The organism is Rahnella sp. ATs2 (genome assembly GCF_051851855.1).
GTDB lineage: Bacteria > Pseudomonadota > Gammaproteobacteria > Enterobacterales > Enterobacteriaceae > Rahnella > Rahnella variigena.
Genome location: NZ_JBLYPL010000020.1, coordinates 1 through 22,596, shown reverse-complemented (window position 1 = coordinate 22,596; position 22,596 = coordinate 1). Strand labels below are relative to the sequence as shown.

General features: G+C 52.5%; 19 protein-coding genes. 13 read left to right on the top strand and 6 right to left on the bottom strand.

Annotated features, from left to right (window positions below; all coding sequences use genetic code 11):
• Positions 1-301: 301 nt before the first annotated feature.
• From ACJY2G_RS19740 to ACJY2G_RS19705, 8 genes are all read left to right on the top strand, one after another.
• Positions 302-1,297 (top strand): VirK/YbjX family protein, encoded by a 996-nt coding sequence (locus tag ACJY2G_RS19740; RefSeq protein ID WP_439292009.1) that lies wholly within the window; start codon positions 302-304, stop codon positions 1,295-1,297.
• A 413-nt stretch (positions 1,298-1,710) separates the two neighbouring features.
• Positions 1,711-3,276 (top strand): MFS transporter, encoded by a 1,566-nt coding sequence (locus ACJY2G_RS19735; RefSeq protein ID WP_112286657.1) that lies wholly within the window; start codon positions 1,711-1,713, stop codon positions 3,274-3,276.
• Between the two features lie 88 nt (positions 3,277-3,364).
• Positions 3,365-5,533, top strand: coding sequence for a right-handed parallel beta-helix repeat-containing protein (locus tag ACJY2G_RS19730; protein ID WP_430320690.1), 2,169 nt, complete (start codon positions 3,365-3,367; stop codon positions 5,531-5,533).
• A gap of 73 nt (positions 5,534-5,606) precedes the next feature.
• The gene (locus ACJY2G_RS19725; protein WP_430320691.1) at positions 5,607-6,287 is read left to right on the top strand and encodes an oligogalacturonate-specific porin KdgM family protein; all 681 of its coding nucleotides are present in this window, start codon (positions 5,607-5,609) and stop codon (positions 6,285-6,287) included.
• Positions 6,288-7,253: 966 nt separating this feature from the next.
• Positions 7,254-8,921 (top strand): Na/Pi cotransporter family protein, encoded by a 1,668-nt coding sequence (locus ACJY2G_RS19720; protein ID WP_430320692.1) that lies wholly within the window; start codon positions 7,254-7,256, stop codon positions 8,919-8,921.
• Between the two features lie 287 nt (positions 8,922-9,208).
• On the top strand, positions 9,209-10,027 hold the full coding sequence (gene otsB / locus ACJY2G_RS19715; RefSeq protein WP_430320693.1) for a trehalose-phosphatase: 819 nt from the start codon (positions 9,209-9,211) through the stop codon (positions 10,025-10,027).
• The gene (otsA, locus tag ACJY2G_RS19710) at positions 10,024-11,418 is read left to right on the top strand and encodes an alpha,alpha-trehalose-phosphate synthase (protein WP_120163601.1); all 1,395 of its coding nucleotides are present in this window, start codon (positions 10,024-10,026) and stop codon (positions 11,416-11,418) included. The genes otsB and otsA overlap by 4 nt, the downstream gene beginning before the upstream one ends.
• Positions 11,419-11,472: 54 nt before the next feature.
• Positions 11,473-13,128: an alpha,alpha-trehalase gene (locus ACJY2G_RS19705; protein ID WP_430320694.1), complete on the top strand. Its 1,656-nt coding sequence runs from the start codon at positions 11,473-11,475 to the stop codon at positions 13,126-13,128.
• 163 nt (positions 13,129-13,291) lie between these two features.
• Here ACJY2G_RS19705 and ACJY2G_RS19700 read toward each other — a convergent pair whose 3' ends face one another.
• Positions 13,292-13,744: a hypothetical protein gene (locus tag ACJY2G_RS19700; RefSeq protein ID WP_430320695.1), complete on the bottom strand. Its 453-nt coding sequence runs from the start codon at positions 13,742-13,744 to the stop codon at positions 13,292-13,294.
• 166 nt (positions 13,745-13,910) lie between these two features.
• Positions 13,911-14,900, bottom strand: coding sequence for a nitrilase family protein (locus ACJY2G_RS19695; RefSeq protein WP_430320696.1), 990 nt, complete (start codon positions 14,898-14,900; stop codon positions 13,911-13,913).
• A 106-nt stretch (positions 14,901-15,006) separates the two neighbouring features.
• On the opposite strand from ACJY2G_RS19695, the gene ACJY2G_RS19690 reads away from it, so the two are divergent.
• Positions 15,007-15,873: a LysR family transcriptional regulator gene (locus ACJY2G_RS19690; protein WP_430320697.1), complete on the top strand. Its 867-nt coding sequence runs from the start codon at positions 15,007-15,009 to the stop codon at positions 15,871-15,873.
• A gap of 27 nt (positions 15,874-15,900) precedes the next feature.
• Here ACJY2G_RS19690 and ACJY2G_RS19685 read toward each other — a convergent pair whose 3' ends face one another.
• Positions 15,901-16,362: a GNAT family N-acetyltransferase gene (locus ACJY2G_RS19685; RefSeq protein WP_113878191.1), complete on the bottom strand. Its 462-nt coding sequence runs from the start codon at positions 16,360-16,362 to the stop codon at positions 15,901-15,903.
• Between the two features lie 159 nt (positions 16,363-16,521).
• Here ACJY2G_RS19685 and ACJY2G_RS19680 point away from each other — a divergent pair, with 159 nt between their 5' ends.
• A complete protein-coding gene (locus tag ACJY2G_RS19680) occupies positions 16,522-16,902 on the top strand; it encodes a YebG family protein (RefSeq protein WP_430320698.1) in 381 nt (126 codons plus the stop codon).
• 96 nt (positions 16,903-16,998) lie between these two features.
• On the opposite strand, the gene phoC is transcribed toward ACJY2G_RS19680, so the two are convergent.
• Entirely contained in the window at positions 16,999-17,736 is a 738-nt protein-coding gene (gene phoC, locus ACJY2G_RS19675) for an acid phosphatase PhoC (protein ID WP_112286645.1), read from the bottom strand.
• Between the two features lie 253 nt (positions 17,737-17,989).
• Here phoC and ACJY2G_RS19670 point away from each other — a divergent pair, with 253 nt between their 5' ends.
• Together ACJY2G_RS19670 and ACJY2G_RS19665 are read left to right on the top strand one after the other, a co-directional pair.
• A complete protein-coding gene (locus ACJY2G_RS19670; protein WP_430320699.1) occupies positions 17,990-18,412 on the top strand; it encodes a GFA family protein in 423 nt (140 codons plus the stop codon).
• A gap of 29 nt (positions 18,413-18,441) precedes the next feature.
• Entirely contained in the window at positions 18,442-19,836 is a 1,395-nt protein-coding gene (locus ACJY2G_RS19665; protein ID WP_430320700.1) for a M24 family metallopeptidase, read from the top strand.
• A gap of 73 nt (positions 19,837-19,909) precedes the next feature.
• Here the strand turns inward: ACJY2G_RS19665 and ACJY2G_RS19660 are convergent, their stop codons facing one another.
• Positions 19,910-20,494 (bottom strand): nuclear transport factor 2 family protein, encoded by a 585-nt coding sequence (locus tag ACJY2G_RS19660; protein WP_430320701.1) that lies wholly within the window; start codon positions 20,492-20,494, stop codon positions 19,910-19,912.
• A 107-nt stretch (positions 20,495-20,601) separates the two neighbouring features.
• Here ACJY2G_RS19660 and ACJY2G_RS19655 point away from each other — a divergent pair, with 107 nt between their 5' ends.
• Positions 20,602-21,483 (top strand): LysR substrate-binding domain-containing protein, encoded by an 882-nt coding sequence (locus ACJY2G_RS19655; protein WP_430320702.1) that lies wholly within the window; start codon positions 20,602-20,604, stop codon positions 21,481-21,483.
• Positions 21,484-21,633: 150 nt separating this feature from the next.
• Here the strand turns inward: ACJY2G_RS19655 and ACJY2G_RS19650 are convergent, their stop codons facing one another.
• The gene (locus ACJY2G_RS19650; protein WP_132964204.1) at positions 21,634-22,437 is read right to left on the bottom strand and encodes a DUF4239 domain-containing protein; all 804 of its coding nucleotides are present in this window, start codon (positions 22,435-22,437) and stop codon (positions 21,634-21,636) included.
• Positions 22,438-22,596: the final 159 nt, after the last annotated feature.

Here is a 22,596-nt window from a genome sequence, read left to right as displayed (position 1 = left end):
ATAAATAACCCGGCATTGACCGGGTTTTCTGCCAGTTGCTCAATTAATCGTTAATCCCGGTGTTAGACATGATGCGCGAGTGGGGGATGTTCACAGCAATGATCCGCTATAAGACCGCGCTGAACTTAACAAAAAAATTTTTGTGAAGGAATAAAGGAGACAACGTAAGTATTGTGTAAAGTAAACGACAGCTAAACGCGCTTCATTTTCCCACCTGCATTGCGTTCTCTTTAATTCTACGTTGTAAAGATGTTTAAAAATCGGGTGATACCGTGATTATTTCAGGCAGCGGAAACCGATCATGGAACACTCACCCCTTAACGAAACCGAATCCCTCAACGGCACATTTTCCTCCGGACAAATCGGCGTTGAAGAAACAATCAAGAAAAGCAGCGGATTCAGCTTGTTTATGGATCTGCTGAGCGGCGCGTGCGTGCCTGATAATCTGTGGCGTGACCGGATGTTCCGTGTGAAATACTCCGTGCGGACCTTGCTGCACCCGCTCGATACCCTGAAAGTGCTGAACAAAATGGCCAGTGAACCCGTCTGGCAGGAAGCATTCAGTATTCAGACCAAACTGCCGAGCAAAATTCACAAACCTTATCTGCATCTTGGCCTGCCTTCTGCCGGTCGTGCTGATGCGCTGGTGGATCACTACGAGTTCGTCAAAAACCTCGAAAGCGTGCAGATGCGTAACACTTTCCTCAGCGAAAAGGGGAATACGGTTACGCAGTTCACCGGTAAAGATGGGGAAGCTTTTCGCGTGGTACTGGGTTCCATCGGTAAATCCGAGCGCGAAGGCGAAGCCAATATGTTCCTGTATATGGAAGACACCTTGCTGGCGGCGCTGACCTTCAGCATTGTGCAGCGCTCGGAAGGGCCGACGATGATCGTCGGGGGATTCCAGGGCGCACACCGCTCGACGCCACATGAAGTCATTAAACAGGCGACGAAATCCTGTTACGGGCTTTTCCCTAAACGCCTGCTGCTGGAAAGCCTGCAACGCGTCGCGGCGGAGACTGGCGTTCAGCGCATTCTGGCCGTGAGCGATACTGGCCACGTTTTCCGCAGCCTGCGCTACCGTCACCGCAAGAAAAACGTGTTTGTCGCCAGTTATAACGAATTCTGGGATTCCATCAGCGCGACGCCGTATTCCTCGGCACTGTATGACGTCCCGCTGGAATTGCCGCGCAAACCGATGGAAGAGATTGCCAGTAAGAAACGTTCCGAATACCGCAAACGTTACACGCTGCTCGATGAACTGCATGAAAGCACTGCGTCGCTGCTGAAAAGCTGACAGCAACGTCCTCAGAATTATGACTCGCTGTAGCAGGCAACAGGGCCAAGGAATGGCCTTTCTGCCTGGTCTTGCACGACATAGCCCCGATAACGCCCGCCATATGCATGACCTTCACGGAAAATTCCCTTTAAAAATTCTTATCTGCACTTTGCTTAAGCCACGGTTTCATAAGTCATAGTTATCTAATCATTCGAATTAAAACCAATTCATTCCCAATAGTCGCGCAAATTGTGTGTTAATTATGAATGATATTGTTACACGTATCTCAAAACTGACCGCTCATTCGTACACTCCTGTGTCAAATGTGAACTAATTCACATCTATTCATTCGCCTCGCCTATATAAAACGCCATATCCATAAAATCGAAACAGCGGTTCAATTTTATAATCACTCTCCGGGCGGGACGACTATGAACGCAGAAAAACCAATTCTTTTCAGACACCAGCTGGCCTATGGCGGCGGGAACTTACTGGGCAGCGGGGCGCTGGCAATCGCCGGTATCTGGTTGCTGTACTTCTACACCACGTTTTGCGGCCTGACGTTGTTGCAGGCTTCAGCAATCTTCTCTGTCGCCAGTATCATTGATGCTATCAGTAATCCGCTGATGGGTTATCTTTCTGATAACTTTGGCAAAACGCGCCTTGGCAAACGCTTCGGGCGTCGTCGTTTCTTCATTCTGCTCGGTGTACCGCTGATGATGTTCTACCCGTTGTTATGGGTCGAAGGCTTCGGTTTCTGGTATTACCTTTCCACCTATGTGCTGTTCGAACTGATTTACACTTCGGTGATGGTGCCTTACGAAACACTGGCCACCGAAATGACCACTGATTTCTCAGCCCGCTCTAAACTGACCGGCTACAAAGCGATTTTCGGCAAAGTGGCGAACTTCCTGGCGGCCTTTATTCCGGGTCAGTTCATCCTGATTTACGGCAAAGATTCCGCTGAGCCGTTCTTCTTCACCGCACTGACTTACGGCGTCATTCTGTTTATCGCCATCGGCCTCTTATATTTATCTTCCTGGGAGCGTCCGGTGGAAGAAACCACGCCGGTGGATGAGAAGAAAATGACGCTGGGCAAAACCATGTTGACGCTGGTGCGGGACATGAAATCCACGTTTCACCTGCGCGTATTCCGCAAGCATCTGGGCATGTATTTGTGCGGCTTCGGCGCGGAATGGCTGTTCGCCTCGGTGTTCACGTATTTCATCATCTTTGTGCTGCAATATGATCCGACGATGGTGGCCGGGCTGAGCAGTCTGAACTCGATTTTGCAGTTGTTCTCCACCGCCATATTCATCGGGATTTGCGTGAAGCACGGCTTCAGCAAACCTTACATTCTGGCGCTCGGCATCGTTGTATTCTCGGTCGTATGCTACAGCCTGCTGCACTTACTGCATCTGCCGCAACAGTACGCGACCGTGGCGATGCTGACGATCACCGTGGTGTTTGGGATCGGCACCGGTGGTGTGTATTACATTCCGTGGACCGTTTACACCTTCCTGGCTGATATTGATGAAGCCTTTACCGGCCGCCGCCGTGAAGGGATTTACGCCGGTGCGATGACCTTCTCCGGCAAGCTGATGCGCTCGGTGATCGTCTTCGTGATGGGCGCGATTTTAAGCTTCTACGGCTTCCAGTCTAAATCACATACGCAGCCTGAAAGCGCGGTAACGGCGATTGCGCTGGTGTTCTGCATCGGCGTGATAGCACTGGCACTGATGGCGATGGTATTCAGCCACCAGATGAAACTTAACCGCAAAACACACTTAGTGGTTCTGGGTGAAGTGGCGCGAATCAAAGCCGGCGGCGCGATCACCGACGTTCAGCCGGAAGTTCGCGCAGTGATGGAAGAACTGATCGGCTACCCGTATGAAGAATGCTGGGGCAACAGCAAAGTCTGCCGCAAAATCTTCGACACTCCCGCCGTTGAACTCGACGCGGCCAAACCGATGGTCAGCGCCACGCAAAAACCGTAAACCCTGATTTAACTCTGCATTTCTTACTTCACCGACTGGCCGGGGAAACCGGCCAGCGACCCCTCACGTTTTTAGGATAAGAACGATTATGCGGGCATCAAAATTTGTTATTGCCGCGCTGTCCCTCGGGATGTGCGCACAAAGCCTCGCCGCTGCATTGCCTGACGCCAGCAAACTGGTCTGGCACAGCATCACGTTTGGTCAGTCTACTGACGTCAATTTTGCCACCAACGTTTTGCCACAAAAAATCGGCATGAACGAAACCCGGCTTGCTGACGGTAAGCCAGTGCCGGCTGCCGGCACGTTGCTCAGCACGCCGTTTACGCTGGAAAGTCGCGGCGGCAAGGTCGGTAACAGTCATGACGGCTTAACCTACTTCTATACGAAATTACCGGCTGACGTGAATTTCCGTCTTGAGGCCGATTTTACCCTCAACCAGTTCGGGCCGGAAAACGGCGCAAAACCGGCAGGGCAGGAAGGGGCAGGATTACTGGTGCGCGATATTCTGGGTACGCCTCGTGAACCCGTGACCAAACCCGGCATTGAAGAATTACCGGCTGCATCAAATATGGTGATGAACAGCGTAATGGCTACCGGCGATAAACCGCCGGTTCTGGCGCTGATTGCCCGTCAGGGCGTGCAGCAACCGTGGGGAAATACCGGGATCAGCATCGTGCGTGAGAGTTATCACCCGCTGACCACCCCTGCGCATTTCTCATTACGCCTGACCCGCACGGATAACAGTTTTGATGTCGCTTACGCGCCACAGGGCAGAGACCAGTGGATCAGCCAGTCCGTTGCAGGCGCTGACCGTGTGACGCAGCTCGATAAAACCGGTTATTACGTCGGTTTTTTTGCTTCCCGCAATGCCAGCATCACAGTGAATCACGCGAAACTGACCCTTGATGAAGCGCATACCCAAGCCTCCGCGCCGTATGTGACGCCGTCACTTAACGCGCGTATCGAAGTCATGTCATCGCCACTGATCACCCGGCGTGACAGCGTGATTCAGTTGCGTACCAACGGTGACGGTCAGTTGCAGATTAATCAGGATGGCAAACCTTTACTGCGCCAGACCACCGTTCGAGGCGGCGAAGTGGTGACCGCGCCATTCCACGCACAGCAGCCTGTCACGCCATTACAGATAATTTTTACGCCGGATGACTGCACACCGGTCACGCTGGAATTCCCGCTCAAAATGGCACTGGTCAGCAACCCTGATGAATTGCACGTGTCCCCGCAGGGCGAGGCCGGTAACGACGGTTCCTCGCAACATCCGCTGGATTTCGCCAGTGCTGTTAATCTGTTAGCGCCAGGCGGCACCTTGTGGCTGGCAGAGGGGGAATATCCGGCGGGCGTGATACCGGCAACGGCCAGCGGCACGGAACAGAATCGCAAAACGCTGCGAGCGCAGGGCAACAACGTGGTGTTTAACGGGCTGAAGCTCGATGCGAGCTTCTGGAATATACGGGACATTACCGTCACGCAGAAAAGCTTCCACATTGCCGGCAGCTACAATCATATTGACCGCGTGAAAGCCCATCATGCAGATGATACCGGCATCTGGGTCGCCTCGCCGGACGGCATTGGCCGCGCGCTGTGGGCAAGCCATAACCTGATCAGTAATTCAGAATCCTGGGGGAATCAGGATCCGGGACGCAAAAATGCTGACGGCTTCGCGGTTAAAATGCGCGTCGGAGACGGTAACCGGCTGGTGAATTGCTATTCGCATGACAACGTGGACGACGGCTTTGACCTGTTCAACAAAATTGAGGACGGCCCGAACGGCAGCGTGACGATTGAAAACAGTCTGTCGGTTCACAACGGCAGCAACGGTTTTAAACTGGGCGGTGAAGGATTGCCTGTCGCACACATCATCCGTAACAGCGTGGCGGTCGAAAACGGCATGGACGGTTTCACCGATAATTTCAACCCCGGTGCGCTGGTGGTTGAAAACAACCGCGCGCTGGACAACAAACGCTTCAACTTCCTGTTCCGCCCGTCGCCTTACACCACGGCGGACAAGCAGGGCATCTTCAAAGACAATTTTTCCCTGCGCACCTTGCCCGGTAAATATGACGATGCCGTGACCGGCAATGTGGACGACAGCAATTATTTTTATACCGGCCACAAAACGGTGAATAAACAGAATAAAGAAATTCAGCCCGGAGATTTTATTTCTTTGCGGCTACCGGCTCCGATAACTCGTCTTTCTGACGGCGGATTTAATTACGCTGACTTTCTGAAGAAAAAGTGAATGCAGCGCAGTTAAAAAGCAATACCCATTTTAAATAAATAATATTACTCAATATCTCTGGGATTTATAAATAATGAAAAAGTGCAGACTGATACTCTGCGGCTTACTGCTGGCCAGCGCCAGCAGTCATGCCGTGACGATTGATCTTCGCCATGAATGGCTGGATGACAGTAAACAGCATAAAGACCGCGCGATGGTATCGCACCGTTTCGCTAACGGGTTTGGTTTCTCGCTGGAAGCAAAATGGAAGTCCGGCGGTAACAACCCGAACAAACCCTTTAATAATCTGGTGGATAACGGCACTGAAAGCACCATAAGCTATCAGTATAAGATCACCCCTAAGGTGTTTATCCAGCCTGGCTTCACGCTGGAGTCCAGTTCTGACAGCAGCATCTATAAACCTTTTTTAACCGCAGGATATACGTTCGACAGCGGGATCTATTTCAATGCCCGTTATCGTTATGAATATACCCGTTATACCAAAGAAAATACCGAAGACCGTAAAACTAATCGTGGTGAAATCTGGTTAGGTTATCGGATTGCTGACTGGCGATTTGAATATAATTATATATATAAAAACAGCGACCAAATTCTTTACGACAATGATAAATGGGATTATGAGCAGGATCTGAAAGTCGCTTACAATATTAATAAGCAATGGACGCCTTATGCGCAAATCGGTAATGTGTCTGTGCGGAAAACCACTGACGAAAGACAAACGCGTTTCAGGTTAGGGATACAATATAACTTCTGATGTTATCACATTCGGGTGAGAGATCTGTCAGCCGGTCAGCGAATGCTGTCCGGCTATTTCTTCACTGAAATATAAACGAAACATATCAATAAATGTTTTCGGGTTGACAATAATATAGCGCATGGGTAAATTGCACGAGCCGCAAGTAGCGGCCTTTATTAACTTTACATAAGAGACTAATGGACACTGTAACCAGTAGCTTGCCGGATGACGCTGATATAGCGTGCCGGAACAGTAAACATAAAATCGATTGTGAACATTTCACCGTTTGGGTGCGCCTCGCCAGAGCCTGATGCTCTCGTGTAATCCCGCCTCAACCTGAATGTCACGGTCCCGAGGTGTATTATGAATTTCAAATCTACCCTTTTTTCTGATGTCAAAACAATGACATCCACTTTGCGTGTCCGCCCGTCTCGTGACAGGATGTTGGCTGCCCGCAAGAAAGATGCATCATCTATTTTTTCCTCTAAAATCAACAGACTTAATCACCGCGTTACCACGTGGCGGGTCAGTCCTGTCACCGGTCAGCTGGAACAACGCTGTATCGTTTCTGACAGCGAAGATCCACATAGTCGGATTTCCTTTCACTGATTCAACGTCAGCATTTCGCTGCGCTGAACATCGTCTTGACACATTTCTGACGGCTTTGGTCGTTTTATTGTTTCTTTAATAAAATTCCAGCGTCAGTTATGCATCAATAAAAGACACATAATCGATTTCACTCTGTTTATTAACTTTTTAATTAAAGGAAAATAAACGGCGGGGAATTCTGCGCGAAAATAATTAAATACCGATCACTGAAATAAGGTGAAGGGTTTCTGCTGTCTGAAAATAACAGACTGCGGTTTCATCTGCGCGTTATCCGGTGACAGGAGCATCACCATGGCTGTACCGGCTTTTATCGTGACCTTGCTTTTCGTAACGGTTTTCACACCACAAAAAAAACCCTGAAAAAGGGGAATGACAATGATTATGACAACTCAATCCGGAACCACACTGCTTGTCCATCTGGCAGGCGCCATCGCGCTGCTGCTGTGGGGTTCTCATATGATTTCAACCGCGCTGCAACGCGGATTTGGTACGCCGCTGCGTCACTGGATGGGGCGGCATCTCACTAACCGCTGGATGGCACTGCTTGCTGGCGTCGGGATTACCGGCCTGTTGCAAAGCAGCACGGCAGTGAGCCTGATGGCGACTTCATTTACCGCCGCCGGAACACTGAGTCTGGCACCGGCGCTGGCGGTTATGCTCGGCGCGAATGTCGGGTCGACGCTGGTGGTTCAGCTGATGAGTTTCAACACCGAAATTGCCGTTCCCTTGCTGATTCTGAGCGGATTTGTGGTGTTTAAACTTCGTGACCATTCGGGTTTTGAAAGTGCGGGCTGCGCGCTGATAGGCCTCGGCCAGATGTTGCTGGCGCTCGGGATGCTCAGCGCCACGCTGGGACATATCGAAACCACGCCGGTATTTCATGCGGTGATGCAGGGGCTGGAAGGCGACACGCTGATTGCGCTGATGGTTGCCATTATTCTCACGCTGGTTTGTCACTCCAGCGTGGCGGTGATTTTGCTGATTGCCTCGCTTGCTGCCACTGGCGTGATGACACCTGTTACCGCGATGGTGCTGGTTCTGGGTGCAAATATCGGCGGGGCGCTGCCGCCGTTACTGAACGCGGGTTCGGCCGTGGCTCGTCGTCTGCCAGCTGGTAATTTGCTGGTGCGCGGTGCGGGATGCGTGGTGGCTCTGGCGCTGATGCCGCTGCTCGGCAAACTGGCCGCCGCTTTCGAACTGACCACACCGCAGTTGGTGGTGATGTTTCATACCGCGTTCAGCGCCGTGCTGGCCATTATCTTTATCGGGCTGACCGGTCCGCTGGCGCGCGCACTGGAGCGGTTTTTCCCGGAAGAACCGCGCCCGGCGGATCCGGGTATGCCGATGTATCTCGATGAGGCCGGGCTGGATATTGCCTACATCGGGCTGTCCAATTCCGTGCGCGAATCACTGCGGGTTGCGGACATGCTGAACGTTATGCTCGATCGCCTGCGTGCGCTGTTTGCCGCTCCCGATCCGCTGAAAGCAGGCAAAATCCGGCAGGCCGATCAGTCACTCGACGGACTGAGTGCGGCGATCCGCGCCTATCTGGCGGATATCGGGCAGGAAGGGCTGAGCGATTCAGATGCCGACCGGGCGCAGGAAATCCTGATGTTTGTCATTAATATCGAGCACGCGGGCGACATTCTGTCCAGCAGCCTGACGCAGCTGGCAACGCGTCGCGGACGCCGTGGCGAGCAGTTCAGCGCATTCGAGCTGCACAATATCGGCCTGCTGCACGCGGAAATCCTGGTGAGTCTGCGTCTGGCCATCACCGCATTTCTTGGCGAGGATCTGGCGGCAGCGCATCAGCTGGTGGCGCGTAAAGAGGTGGTACGTCAGATAGAGGCGACTGCCAGCCGCGAGCACTTCAGAAAGCTGCGTGACGACAAAAATGCCTGGGCGGAATCGGGTGATATTTTCCAGCGCGTGCTGCGTGATTACCGGCGTGTGCATCATCACATTGCCGCCGTCGCCTATCCGGTGATTGACCGTCTGAGCGATGACGAAATCGTAACTGATGAAAGCCGGGCAAACGCATGAGTGACATTGTCACGTTTATCGGGATTTTCTGAGAATACCCTGCACCGGCGGGCTTGTGGATAAATCTGATTATCCCGGCGGTGCGGTGATAAGAGACTATATTTGTTAATTCGAAATTGTTCATCGCGAAATAGATTGTGATGAAATAGTTCAGAGTGAAATAGTTCAGCACTTAATAGTTAATCGTGAACAAGGTATCAGATACAACTATTACAAAATAAGAAAACGCCCGAGGGTTTTCAGCGCAATGACGCGTTGTGTCGTAACTTATCAGCAGGAGAATGACCTTGACCTCAGAAATTCAGGAAAATACCACCGAAACACCGCTACTTCCGCACCCGGACAGTCAACAATACGCCTTCTTTTTCGATGTCGATGGCACGCTCGCCGAAATCCGCGATGAGCCCGATGCCGTGTCCATTCCGCCCGAAGTCCGCCAGCATTTACAGGCGTTGTTTACCGCTTCCTCCGGCGCACTGGCGCTGATTTCAGGCCGTCCGGTTGAACAACTGGACCAGCTGGTTGCACCATTAATTCTGCCAGCCGCCGGTGTTCACGGTGCAGAAATGCGTGACGGCGAAGGGCAGTTTCACCGCGTGACGTTACCGGCGCAGATGGCGAAAGACATTGAACAGACGCTCGCTGCCGGTATGGAAAAGCTGCCAGGCACCTTACTGGAAGTGAAAGGGATGGCCTTCGCACTGCATTACCGTCAGGCCATGCTTCATCAGCAGCACGTGCTCGAACTGGCAGAATCTGTGGTAGCAAAACACCCGGAGCTGGTTCTTCAGCCGGGGAAATGCGTAATTGAAATTAAGCCCCGCGGCAAAGACAAAGGCGCGGCGATTTATGATTTTATGCGACAACCGCCGTTTGCCGGACGCCTGCCGGTATTTGTCGGTGACGATCTGACCGATGAGAAAGGGTTTGAAGTCGTCAACGCGCTGAACGGAATTTCCGTAAAGGTTGGCGAAGGTTCAAGTCTGGCGAAATACCGTGTTAAACACGTTCGCGATGTTTATCAATGGCTGGAAACGTTACAACGTCATGCCACATCAACTTCATCTTTATCTTCATCTGAACATACAAAGGAGTCACACTCATGAGCCGCCTGGTTGTTGTATCTAACCGTATCGCTATTCCTGACGGGTCGAAGTCCGCAGGCGGGCTGGCCGTTGGGATCCTTGACGCACTGAAAAACACCTCCGGCCTGTGGTTTGGCTGGAATGGCGAAATCAGCGAAATTTCCGGCGAAGATGACGAAGATGAGCTGAGTCTGGTTGAAGATGACGGCATCACGTACGCTTCTGTTCCGCTGGATCAGAACGATTACGACCTGTATTACTGCCAGTTTTCCAATGCCGTCCTCTGGCCCGCGCTTCATTACCGCATTGACTTAGTCGATTTCCAGCGTGAAGCCTGGGACGGCTACTGCCGCGTTAACGACCTGCTGGCGAGAAGATTGCAGCCGCTGATTAAAGAAGACGACATTCTGTGGATCCACGACTACCACCTGCTGCCGTTTGCTGCCGCATTACGCAAGCTGGGCGTGAAAAATCGCATCGGTTTCTTCCTGCATATTCCGTTCCCGACGCCGGAAATTTTCAATGCGGTGCCGACGCATGATGAGCTGATCAAAATGATGAGCGAATACGACCTGCTCGGTTTCCAGACCGAAAGCGATCGTCAGGCGTTTCTCGATAATCTGAGCCAGCTTACCGCGCTGGAACAAACCGGTTCCGGCACACACCAGGCTTTCGGCAATACTTTTGCCACCGGCGTGTATCCGATCAGTATTGCGCCAGAAAGTATTAAAGAGATGGCGGAAGGGCCGCTGCCGCCGAAAATGGCCGCCATTGAACGCGAACTGCGTGAAGCGCAGAATATTATTTCCTGCGAGCGCCTCGATTACACCAAAGGGCTGCCGGAGCGTTTTCTGGCCTTTGAAGCGTTGCTGGAAAAATTCCCGCAGCATCGCGGCAAGGTGCGTTATACCCAGATTGCCCCGACGTCACGTGGCGATGTGCAGGCCTATCAGGAACTGCGTCATCAGCTTGAAACCGAAGTCGGACGCATCAACGGTAAATACGGCAGCATGAATCAGACGCCGCTGTTCTATCTCAACCAGCATTTCCAGCGCAGTCTGCTGATGAAATTGTTCCGTCTGACCGACGTCGGGCTGGTGACGCCGCTGCGTGACGGCATGAATCTGGTGGCGAAAGAGTATGTCGCGGCGCAGGATCCGGCTGACCCCGGCGTACTGGTACTTTCGCAATTCGCCGGCGCGGCGAATGAACTCACCTCGGCGCTGATTGTCAATCCTTATGACCGTGATGACGTGGCGGCGGCGCTGGATAAAGCCCTGACCATGCCGCTGGCCGAACGTCAGGCGCGGTATAACGACATGATGGCTGTGCTGACTAAAAATGATATCGCAAACTGGGGTGACACCTATTTGCGGGATCTGAACAATCTGACATTGCACGGCGGCAAATAAAACGCTGTTGCAATCGTTCTCAAAACCCAAGTCCTCTAACCAAAAGGCTCGCTTATGCTAAATGAGAAACATCAGACGAAGGAGATCGCAGCACTGGAAGGCGAAGAGTTTCGTCTGAGCGAACTCGAGCCAATTGAGCTGATCCTTGACCGGATGATGGACGCCGAGCCGGAACCGGAGATGATCGAAGGCCTGCCGCCTTCCGATGCGTTGACGCCTGCCGACCGTTATATGGAACTGTTCACCAGCGTCCAGTCCTCATCGCTTTTTGCCGACAGCAAAACGTTTCCTGACTGTCCGCCAAAAATGGATCCGCTGGATATCCTGCTGCGCTACCGCCGGATAAAAAACCATCCGGGCTTTAATCTGAAACGCTTTGTTGAGGCGCATTTCTGGCTGCCGGAACCGCACGGTGACGAATACGTGTCTGATCCGGGTGATTCGCTGAAAGAGCACATCGATAAACTCTGGCCGGTGCTGACGCGCCAGCCGGAAGACCATGTGTCCTGGTCGTCACTGCTGCCCCTGCCACAGGCTTACGTGGTGCCAGGCGGGCGTTTTGGCGAAACCTACTACTGGGATTCGTATTTCACCATGCTGGGGCTGGCGGAAAGCGGGCGCAACGATTTGCTGCGCACCATGGCCGATAACTTTGCGTGGCTGATCGAGATTTACGGGCATATCCCTAACGGCAACCGCACCTATTATCTCAGCCGTTCGCAGCCGCCGGTCTTTGCGCTGATGGTCGAACTGTTTGAAGAGGATGGTGTGCGCGGTGCGCGTCGTTATCTTGATCATCTCAAAATGGAATATGAATTCTGGATGGATGGCGCGGATTCGCTGGCACCCAATCAGGCTTATCGCCACGTGGTTTGTTTGCCGGATGGCACCTTGCTCAACCGATACTGGGATGACAGGGACACGCCGCGTGATGAATCCTGGCGCGAAGATGTGGAAACCGCGAAACTCTCCAGTCGTCCGGCTAACGAAGTTTACCGCGATCTGCGTGCCGGTGCGGAATCAGGCTGGGATTATTCCTCGCGCTGGCTGCGTGATGGTCACCGGCTGGCCAGTATCCGCACCACGCAGTTTATTCCAATCGACCTGAACGCTTTTTTATTCAAACTGGAAAGCGCCATCGCCAATATTTCCGGCCACAATAGCGACCGGGCGACCGAAGCGGAGTTCCGCCAGAAAGCTGAAACCCGCCGCGAAGCCATCAACCGCTATTTGTGGGATGAGACAGAAGGGTGCTTCCGCGATTACGACTGGCACCGTCAGCAGCTGGCACTGTTCTCAGCCGCCAGCGTGGTGCCGTTGTACGTCGGTCTGGCCACGCATCATCAGGCCGTTAGTATTGCTGACGCCGTGCAGACGCGCCTGCTGACCTCCGGCGGACTGATGACCACGGAATACGAAACCGGCGAACAGTGGGATAAACCTAACGGCTGGGCGCCGCTGCAATGGATGGCAATTCAGGGCTTCAAACTGTATGGCAATGACGCACTCGGCGACCAGATTGCCCGCAGCTGGCTGAAAACGGTAAATCAGTTTTACCAGCAGCATCATAAGCTTATCGAGAAATATCACATTTCCGGCAATGCGTCGCGCGAAGGTGGCGGCGGGGAATACCCGCTTCAGGACGGCTTCGGCTGGACCAACGGCGTCGTCCGCCGCCTGATTGGTTTGTACGGCGAAAACTACGACTGATCCGCAACCACATCACCACTCTGACCCTGCTTCACCAGCCAGTTTTCGAAGGTCTGGTGGAGCAGGGTTTTCTGTACATCAGCGGTTTAATGGTTGGCGAAACGCTGGTCACCAGCATGGTGATGTTTTATCTGGTGGGCTCAGTGCTGGCCTGAAATATCTGTTAAAGGCTGGGATATTTACCGTCATCATCCACCAGATCCACGGCGGTCAGATACCAGCGGTGCTGCTGATACATCAGACGGTACTCATACGTCGGCGTGTAATATTGCTGCGGGAACGTCGTCGTCACTACCGCCGCGCCACCTTGGGTTTTCACCGACACGATTTTCTCTTTAGCCGGATCGTGCAACGGTTCAGAGCTGTAAGCGACAGGTTCGCCGACAAAATCGGGCAGGGTGTATTTCTTCAGCATCTCGAGGTAGGTTTTCTCTGCCATCGCTATGTTATCAGCGGGCGTATGATCCGCTTTCGCTGCCACGGTCTGGTTATTCCAGCGCAGATAATCTGTCTGGAAGGCAACCACTATATCTGCCGGAGACGCCATCTCAGCCGCCTGCGCGGCACCAACTTTCAAACCCGGCAAGCACAAAAGCAGGCCAGTCAGTAAAGTCATGAAAATACGGGAACCGAAAGGAAGGATGCGCAAAATAAAGTCTCGCTGAGCAAAAGGATCAATGAAAGCATCATGATAGAGCAAAGCCTTGCTGCGGGAAATACAGCAAGGTGCAATTGAGCCGGCAATCTTATGATCCGGTTTCCCTGTACGCCGAACACCGATTTTAGCGTGTTTTCATTCCTGGCAATTCTTCGGAAAAACGCGCCGTAATGGCATCACGCTCATAGCCCTGACGCTCCGTCAGAATGCGGTAGAGATCGGGACGGCGGCCTGCTATCCAGCGCCTGCCAGTACTCATCGGAATAAGCGAAAGATCCAGTTCTGCACTTACCATCGCGTCTGCCGCCGCCCAGGTTTCTTCGACGATGCGGCCGTATGGGTCGATAATCATCGCGTTCCCTGTGCGGACTTCATCATCGTCTGCACCCACGCCATTGCTGAACAAAATAAACATGCCGTTATCGTGCGCCCGCGACGGCAGCCAGCGCATCAGCCACTCACGGCCACTGGCACCTTTAAAGGCTGCGGTAATTTCCTCCGGTCGTGTGGCGCGCTGCTGCCATAATTCCAGCGCAATGGGCTTCATGCCGTGCGGGCTGCGGGAATTTGTGCCACCGGTCTGATGCGGTGCCAGTAAAATATCTGCCCCCAGCAGTGCCGTTGCACGGACGTTTTCCACCAGATTGTTATCCCAGCAGATAAGGATACCGACCTTCACGCCCCAGGGCGTATCAAACACGGTATAGGTATCGCCGCAACTGATGGAAGGATGTTCAAAGGCGTGCATTTTGCGGTGCGTATGCACTGAACCGTCCGGCATACAGGCGGCATAGGCGTTATACAGACGACCGTCATCTCCGCGTTCAATAAAACCGGCACCAATCAGCATCTGATGTTTAACGGCCAGTTTACGGATAAGGCGCACAGACGAACCAGTTTCGACGGATTCGGCCAGCGCCGCCACACCGTCGTTATCCAGTTTCGGCACATGCCAGTAGCCGGTGATACACATTTCCGGGAACGCCAGAATTTGTACGCCGTTAATCGCCGCCTGCTGGATAAAACCCTCCATCATCATCAGATTATATTTTTTGTTTCCGGCCTGATGCTGAAACTGAACTACCGCCGTTTTAATTGATGCCGACATTGTCATTCTCCGTAAGCGTTAATGTTTAGGGTTCACGCTGGTATTAAAGCAATGCGACTGATAACTTTATAATGAAGTATTTTCTGTTTCTGATAACCAAATGGAATGCAAAATGAATACGCGTTTGCTTAAAGCTTTCGTCACGCTCGCGCATGCAGGGAATTATGCGGAGGCGGCTGATACTCTTTCCATCTCGCAACCGGCACTGACCAAGCAGATCAGTTTGCTGGAATCCCGGCTTAATGTGACGCTGTTTGATCGCGGACGCCATGGCACCACGCTCACGCCGGGAGGGCGACGGCTTTTACCCGAAGCGGAGAAAGTGCTGCGCCAAATGACGGCCTTTATGCAGCACGCCGGTCAGGTGGAAAAGGGCGGAGAGGGGCTACTGGCTGCGGGATTTGGCCTGTCGAGTTTTACCTTTGCGCCGCAATGCATCGCCAGATTCAGGGCAGCATATCCCGGTGTGGATATCACGCTGGAAGATCTGCCTTCTGCCGTGCAATACGACATGCTGCAAAGCGGGGAATTACAGACTGGATTTGTGCGCGTGCCACCGGCTGCACCGTTGAGTTATCACGCCTTGTTTGAAGATCAACTGGTGTGTGTGGTGCCCGCTGACGATGGAACGACGGTGGCTGGGTGGCTGAAACAGAAACCGCTGCTGCGTTTATATCCCGATCGCGGGCGCGGGTTGAACGCGCAAACCGACCGCTTTCTGGATGAAAACCAGCTGTACACAGCTTCCGTGCAGCAGTCCGAAGATATCCAGACGATTGTCGCGCTGGTCGCCGCCGGTGTCGGTGTCGCGCTGCTGCCCAAAAGTGTCATGCATATTGCGCCGCCAGGACTGAAGACGCTGCCGCTGAGTGGCAAAGCCACCCGCTGGCAGGTAGGGATCGCATGGGATCCGCGCAGGGAGGATTTAATCCGCGATAATTTTGTGCGGATGGTGACTGAAATGACGGATGCTGGCTAAAACCCTCGAATCCTTCACTAGCCTTAATCAGTCTTTCTTCAGATAAAGCCCCGGACGGGTGATCACCCAGGTGTAATTGGGCTCGTTCACCGGCGTATAGCCAAACTTCTCATACAGCCAGGGGGCTGTTGAGGTAAACAATGCCATCCTGCGCAGCCGGGCGGTGACCGGATGCGACTGAACACATTCAATCAGCCATGCTCCCAGATTTTTCCCCTGATATTCCTCCAGCACATACACATCGCACAGATAGGCAAAGGTGGCGTAATCAGTGATAAAGCGGGCGTAACCAATCTGTTTTTCACCGTCGAACAAGCTAAAATTGAGGCTGTTTTCCGCGCCATCGCGCACCGTTTGCTCGTCAATTCCCGGCGCCCAGCTCGAGCGGGTCAGATAGGCGTGGACTGCAGGAATATCCAGCTGGCTGATGTCGGTGGTTATCCGGTAGGCGTCTTTGCTCCAGTTGCAGACTTCTTTCACGTTTGTCACGGAATCCTCACAAGTACGTTATAAAACGGGTTATTTTCTACCTTAGCGGTTATCTGGAAGAAATTCACGCCTGCGCCGCACTATAAAAAACAGGCTGGATGATGTATCCTGCATTGATTATTGGTATGCTGTATATAATTACAGTATAAGGAGCGAATCATGGCTGTTGAAACAAAGTTTGTTGTCGTCAGAAAAGGTGAAGAAAAAATGACATTTGCCAATAAGAAAGAAGCGGACGCTTACGACAAAATGCTCGATATGGCAGATGCTTTTACTGACTGGTTGTTGCAGAGCGAACTTGAGATCGATGAATCGCTGGCAGAAAACATTGCCCTTCGCCTGGCTGAGCAAAAAGATACCGTTCAGCACATCCTGCGCACCAGCAAGCTGCCGGAAGAAGAAACTGCAAAAGAACCTGTCGCGCAGACTGAAGAACCGGCAGTGACTGAAGCTGAAACAGAAGAAGCAGCGGAAGAAACGACTGAAGAAACCGCAGCAGCGCCAGCCCCTAAAAAGACGCGTGCTGTTAAAGCGGCCTGAATCGCTTTTTGCTCTCCGTAAAAAAACCGGCTTATCAGGCCGGTTTTTTTGTTTTTTATAAGCGATATTTGAAAATAAAAATTTTCTGAAAGACGCTTATTTGTGTTGTTTCGCGAACTCTTCTTTAGCTTTCTTCAGTTGTTGCTGGAAAGCGTCGTTGGTGTGCAGCGTTGCTACAACCGCAGAACCGACGATACGCGCTGCATCAACATCACTCTGCCAGTGGTATCCGCAAATCACACGGCTCTGGCCTAAATCATAACCGCGCTGCAGGATCTGATCCTGACGTTGCGGGTTGATTTCAGTCAGCACTAACGCCGTTGCCCAGCCAATTGACGTATGACCTGAAGGATAAGAGCCGTTCTTCGAAAGCTTATCCTGTTCGGTGGTGTTACACGTCGGGACGCCGTAGAAGGCAAACGGACGGATACGCATGTACTTCTCTTTCGCGCCACGCGTCGCCAGATCCCCGGCATCTTCAATCATATTGGTCAGCAGTTTGTGCAGTTCCGGCGTGTCTTTGGCGGTAATCGGTGATCCAAACGCACCGGAGAAGGCATTCGCCACACCGCCTCCACTCAGGTTTGCATCTTCAGCAGCCTGCTTGCCGCGCTCGGTTGAACGCAGCAGACGGCCTTGCTCATACATCGCCTGGTCATTGAGGAACGCAATGCTGCCCACAGCCGGTGGCGGTGGCAGTAAAGTCAGGCTGTTGATGGCCTGGTCATTTTTTAAATAGTAGAGATCCGGTTTGGTGGTGGCATCGTTGCCGGTCAGGGCAAACGCATTAAATGAAACAAGTCCCGCGAGGCAAAAAGTGGTGAGTCTTTTCATGTTAGCTTCCTTACGTGCAGCTATTTTATTTTCATTACGGAATCATTTCCGTAACATTTCCTAACATTGGGTAGTAAAACAAAATAGGTGACAGAAAGTTGGTATGAGATCTCAAAACGAGAAATTCATACCGGGCATGAATGTTTTACGGCTAAAAAATGGGCTTTTTAAGGTAAAGCTGTAATGCGCGGCGAAATTTGGTACAACATTTTCTCCGCCTATCCGTCTGTTCATCCGACACAGGGAGATTGCTATGCCAGATAAATTGTCCGCTCAATGCCATTGTGGTGCCGTCACGTTTAAGGTCGCACTGACCGACGGTTTTAACGGCGTGCTGCGCTGCAACTGTTCATTTTGCCGTATGCGCGGCGCGGTCGTCGCCACTGCCGGTGAAATTGAAATCACGCAAGGCAAGGATAAGCTGACGGAATATCGCTTTAACAGCGGTGAGGCCGCGCATTTCTTCTGTTCGGTCTGCGGTATTTATACCTTCCATCAGCGTCGCTCCAATCCCGAATTTTATGGCGTCAATGTCGCCTGCATCGAAGGCGTATCGCCCTTCGATTTCTCTCCGATCCCGGTCAGTGATGGCATCAACCATCCGAAAGACGGCGGGAAGGGCGGCGTGGCGGGCTACGTTATTTATGAACCCAACATTTCTGAATCTGACTCCTGATAATGATTTCTGACGCATAAGGAAACGCAATGAATTCTGATACTGCCTACACACTGGCCACTGTCCCGGCACCGGTCACTTACCCTCAGGTGCCCACGCCGGTGTTGTCGGATGAAACCATGAAAGCCCGGCTGAACAGCGTTCTGAGCGCCATGCAGCAACAAGGCTTATCTTCGCTGGTGATTTACGCCGATAAAGAACACGGCGGCAATTTCGAATACCTTTCTGGTTTTATCCCGCGTTTTGAAGAAGCTTTGCTGGTGGTAAGCAGTGACGGCGAACTGACCTACATAATGGGTAACGAGAATCTCAAACTGGTGCCGCATGCCCGCAACGGAGGAGCCTGTCTGCACGCGCCGGTGTTTTCCCTGCCCAATCAGCCGATGAAACATCATCAGCCGCTGCAAAATCTGCTGGCAATGGCGGGCGTGACAGCGTCACAAACCACCGGCGTCGCGGGCTGGAAATTGTTCCGTATCGATCCGCAAACCGATCCATACAGCTTTGATGTACCGGCGTTTATTCTGGATGCGGTGCGCAGTGCTGCCGGTGGAAAAGAGAATGTGGTGAATGCCACCGGCCTGTTTATCGCGCCGGAAAATGGCGCACGGTGCATTAATAATGCCAATGAAGTTGCATTTTATGAGTACGGCGCAAATCTGGCGTCATCCAGCCTGATGGCCGCACTGGACGCGATTGCTCCCGGTAAATCTGAGAAGGAAATCGGTCAGTTGCTGGCAGGCGACGGTCAGCAAAACAATGTCATCATAATCGCCGCGACCGGCGACCGGTTTGCTCATGCGAATCTTTATCCCTCGGACAAAATCATCCGTCACGGTGATAAATTTTCACTGACCGTCGGCTATAAAGGGGGATTATCGAGTCGTGCCGCGTACGTCGTTGCCAGTGAGGAAGAGTTGCCGCAGGACGTCGCTGACTGGCTGCCGCGTCTGGCGATCCCTTATTATCATACGGTGGTCACCTGGCTGGAGAATCTGCATATCGGTATGCGCGGTGGCGATGTATACCGCCTGGTGGAAAAAACGCTTGAGCAGAAAACCTGGAACTGGCATCTCAATCCGGGGCATCTGGTGGCCGATGAGGAATGGCTGTGCTCACCGGTTTATCCGGATTCTAACGTGCCGCTGGCGAGCGGAATGCTGTTCCAGATAGATATTATTCCCTCGCTGCCGGGTTACGGAGGCAGCAGCATTGAAGATACCGTTGCGCTGGTGGATGAAGCGTTGCGCCGCGAACTGGAAAGTCAGTATCCGCAGGTCTGGCAACGGATGGTGGCGCGCAAAAAATATCTGGCGGACGTACTGAACATTCAGGTTTCTGACGATGTGATTTTGCTGTCGAACACCGTGGGTTATCTGCGCCCGTTCCTGCTTGATAAAACACGTGCGCTGGTGAAAGCATAGAAGGTATAAAAGAAAAGGGAGGCAATTTGCCTCCCCTCAAAATGATGTCATCCGGCAAAGACCGGCACGGCGATCAGACCGCCAGCCACTTTTTAGCGTCAACTTTCATTTTCGCTTCAAGTTCACTGCCACGGGTCGCAAATACGCGGCCGAGCGGGAAACCACTTTGCTCCAGCAGGTAAGCCAGCGCGGCATATTCGCGCGGATATTTGGCGGCAATGCTTGAGTCAATGTCAACCGGTCCCAGCGGGAAGGTGAACGTGCCCATATCGTAGACGCTCTGACGATGGAACAACTTCCAAACGCCATCTCGTTTTTCTGCCAGATCATAGAAACGGTTGTGGCATTCGCAGCCGATATTCAGTTTTACGTTTTCTGCGATGATCATCGCATTGGTTTCAAGAATTGCTTTGTCACCACGGTCGTTAAAGGTCACGACGGGTGAGCCAATCATATGTTTCGTGCGTAAATCCGAAGCGCCCATGCGCATGGAACCATCGACAAAACCGCTCGCCAGTCCTTCATACCAGGTGATTTCAATCGTGCCGTCCGCATGGAACAGATTACGCAATTGTTCCCATTCGCCCAGGTCGCGGTGCATCCAGCCATTCATCAGGTCGTTCAAAGCCTGACGATCTTGCAGTTGTTGAGTTTGCATTGTTGGGTTCCCTTTACGTTGATGTGTTCAGTTTGGACAGGGATCGGGTTAAACTCAAATATATAGATTTGACTGAACAATCATTTTTAATGATGAATGAGGCGACAATGGATCTCCGGCACTTACGTTATTTTGTGGCCGTTGCAGAAGAAGGGCATTTTGGCCGTGCCGCAGAGCGACTCAACATCGTGCAGCCCGCACTGAGTATGCAGATTAAAGCACTGGAAACCGAGCTGGGCGGTCCGCTGTTTATCCGCACCAGCCGTCGTGTCGAGCTCACCGAAGCGGGAATACTTCTCCTGACCGAAGCCAGGCTGACGCTGGAACAGGTGGAACATACACGACTCGCGGTAGAACGGGCGATGCGTGGTGAGACAGGGCGGGTGCGGGTAGGCTTTGCCGGTAACGCCATTTTCAGCGGCAAAATGATTGCTGATTTGCGCAGGTTCCGTAAAACCCATCCGAACGCGGAAGTTATTATTCAGGAAATCTCCCCCCTGCAGCAGGTGGAAGCGATCCTCGCGGGAAGAATCGATATCGGTTACACCCCGGATAACAGCACGACTTCTGATCCGCAAATCAGGGTGCAGGAGGCGGGAAACTGGGAAATGATGATAGCGCTGTGCGACGATCATCCCTTAGTCTCGCATCCGCAACTGACCGTTGAAATGCTCGCCGGAGAGCCGCTGGTACTGTACGACGCGCACGATACCCACGAAAATCTGACTGTTTTGCTGGCGCAAAAACTGGGAGAAGGATTTAACGTGGCGCACCGTTCAAACAGCACGCTGAGCGTGCTGGCGATCGCCGCCGCCGGGTTAGGGCTGGCGCTGATCCCCGCGCCCCTGCAACAGGTGAATATTCCCGGACTCGTTTACCGCAGCCTTAAAGCGCAAGAACTCACGGCGAATCTGGTCATGATCAGCCGGATGCAGGAGCCGGGAAATGCAGTGACCGCTTATCTGGCGATGGCAAACATGAAAAGCTGAAACACATTCACTATGGTGAATGTGAATACATGTTTTAACAAGAAGTGGGCGATGTGTTGTCGAGCTTTTTGCGCACACGACCGCTACAGCGAAAGGAAAGAAAGCCATCAGGAACTGTCCGAACGGGTTAATCAGGAAAAAATCTGATTTTCAGCGGCTTAAATGCTGCAAAGCTTCCTGCATGGGTTGGCTGGAAATCATGATCGGACCGGTAAAAGGTGAATCCAGATCGACAATCACGTAAATAGCGGAAGCGATGGACAGCGCGCCAAGGGTGATGGTGACAATCGCCAGCGCATTACGCGGGGCAATCAGACCAAAGCTTAGAAAGATGATCATCAGCCAGAACGTTAGCATGGCAAAAAAGGGCTGTGACATAGAGCTGTGCGAGACTTCAATCAGCTTCCAGCGAGCCTGGATCAGCCGGTCAAACTGACTGAGTGCCACTTCCATGACTCTTTTCTGCAACGGGTCCTGCGCCGGTAACTCGCGCACTTGACGCTGAGTTGAATTTAGCATTTCGCCAAGACGATAATCCTCTAACCGGTCCTGTATATTTTCAGGCCGTGCTGTTTTCTGCACAGCAGTGTCAGCTGGTTTTGCGTCGGCGGGCCAGGTACTGGCAATGGCAGCCGCCGTGTAAAGCCGAAGGTTTAAACGTGCGCTGTCAGTCTCCGGGCCATAATCGCGTAGCGTGACATCGAGCTGAATGAGATCGGCGGCGTAATTGCGAAAATCATTGGTCAGTGTATCGAAGTTGCTTTTCGCGGACGCCGTCATCAGACTGAGAACCAGCGCGGCGAACGTCAGCAGCATACCAATGACCAGCTGCATCAGTTGCACGGTTTCATGCGCCTTATGTTCTTCAGGCAATAATGGCCTGACAATCATTCCGACCATTGTGGCGGCCAGCAGCAGGGTAAACACCATCAAAGCAAATCCGATTTCCGTCATGCTCATGGCTCCAGATAACAGCGCGGACTAAACGGATACGACAATCCGGAAAACGCATCGGAGTCGGATTGGGTAAGTATAGTCAGGACTTTATCTACCGGGATTTCGGGAAATCTCCGCATCTCCAAAGTGACATTATCAAATGGGACTTACACACTC

Coding starts and splice junctions, on each gene's coding strand:
- ACJY2G_RS19670 (WP_430320699.1), top strand. CDS start 17,990: ATGCCAGATAAATTGTCCGCTCAATGCCATTGTGGTGCCGTCACGTTT.
- ACJY2G_RS19650 (WP_132964204.1), bottom strand. CDS start 22,437: ATGACGGAAATCGGATTTGCTTTGATGGTGTTTACCCTGCTGCTGGCC.
- ACJY2G_RS19740 (WP_439292009.1), top strand. CDS start 302: ATGGAACACTCACCCCTTAACGAAACCGAATCCCTCAACGGCACATTT.
- ACJY2G_RS19705 (WP_430320694.1), top strand. CDS start 11,473: ATGCTAAATGAGAAACATCAGACGAAGGAGATCGCAGCACTGGAAGGC.
- ACJY2G_RS19700 (WP_430320695.1), bottom strand. CDS start 13,744: ATGACTTTACTGACTGGCCTGCTTTTGTGCTTGCCGGGTTTGAAAGTT.
- ACJY2G_RS19655 (WP_430320702.1), top strand. CDS start 20,602: ATGGATCTCCGGCACTTACGTTATTTTGTGGCCGTTGCAGAAGAAGGG.
- ACJY2G_RS19680 (WP_430320698.1), top strand. CDS start 16,522: ATGGCTGTTGAAACAAAGTTTGTTGTCGTCAGAAAAGGTGAAGAAAAA.
- ACJY2G_RS19690 (WP_430320697.1), top strand. CDS start 15,007: ATGAATACGCGTTTGCTTAAAGCTTTCGTCACGCTCGCGCATGCAGGG.
- ACJY2G_RS19695 (WP_430320696.1), bottom strand. CDS start 14,900: ATGACAATGTCGGCATCAATTAAAACGGCGGTAGTTCAGTTTCAGCAT.
- ACJY2G_RS19720 (WP_430320692.1), top strand. CDS start 7,254: ATGATTATGACAACTCAATCCGGAACCACACTGCTTGTCCATCTGGCA.
- ACJY2G_RS19665 (WP_430320700.1), top strand. CDS start 18,442: ATGAATTCTGATACTGCCTACACACTGGCCACTGTCCCGGCACCGGTC.
- ACJY2G_RS19660 (WP_430320701.1), bottom strand. CDS start 20,494: ATGCAAACTCAACAACTGCAAGATCGTCAGGCTTTGAACGACCTGATG.
- ACJY2G_RS19735 (WP_112286657.1), top strand. CDS start 1,711: ATGAACGCAGAAAAACCAATTCTTTTCAGACACCAGCTGGCCTATGGC.
- ACJY2G_RS19725 (WP_430320691.1), top strand. CDS start 5,607: ATGAAAAAGTGCAGACTGATACTCTGCGGCTTACTGCTGGCCAGCGCC.
- otsA (WP_120163601.1), top strand. CDS start 10,024: ATGAGCCGCCTGGTTGTTGTATCTAACCGTATCGCTATTCCTGACGGG.
- ACJY2G_RS19730 (WP_430320690.1), top strand. CDS start 3,365: ATGCGGGCATCAAAATTTGTTATTGCCGCGCTGTCCCTCGGGATGTGC.
- phoC (WP_112286645.1), bottom strand. CDS start 17,736: ATGAAAAGACTCACCACTTTTTGCCTCGCGGGACTTGTTTCATTTAAT.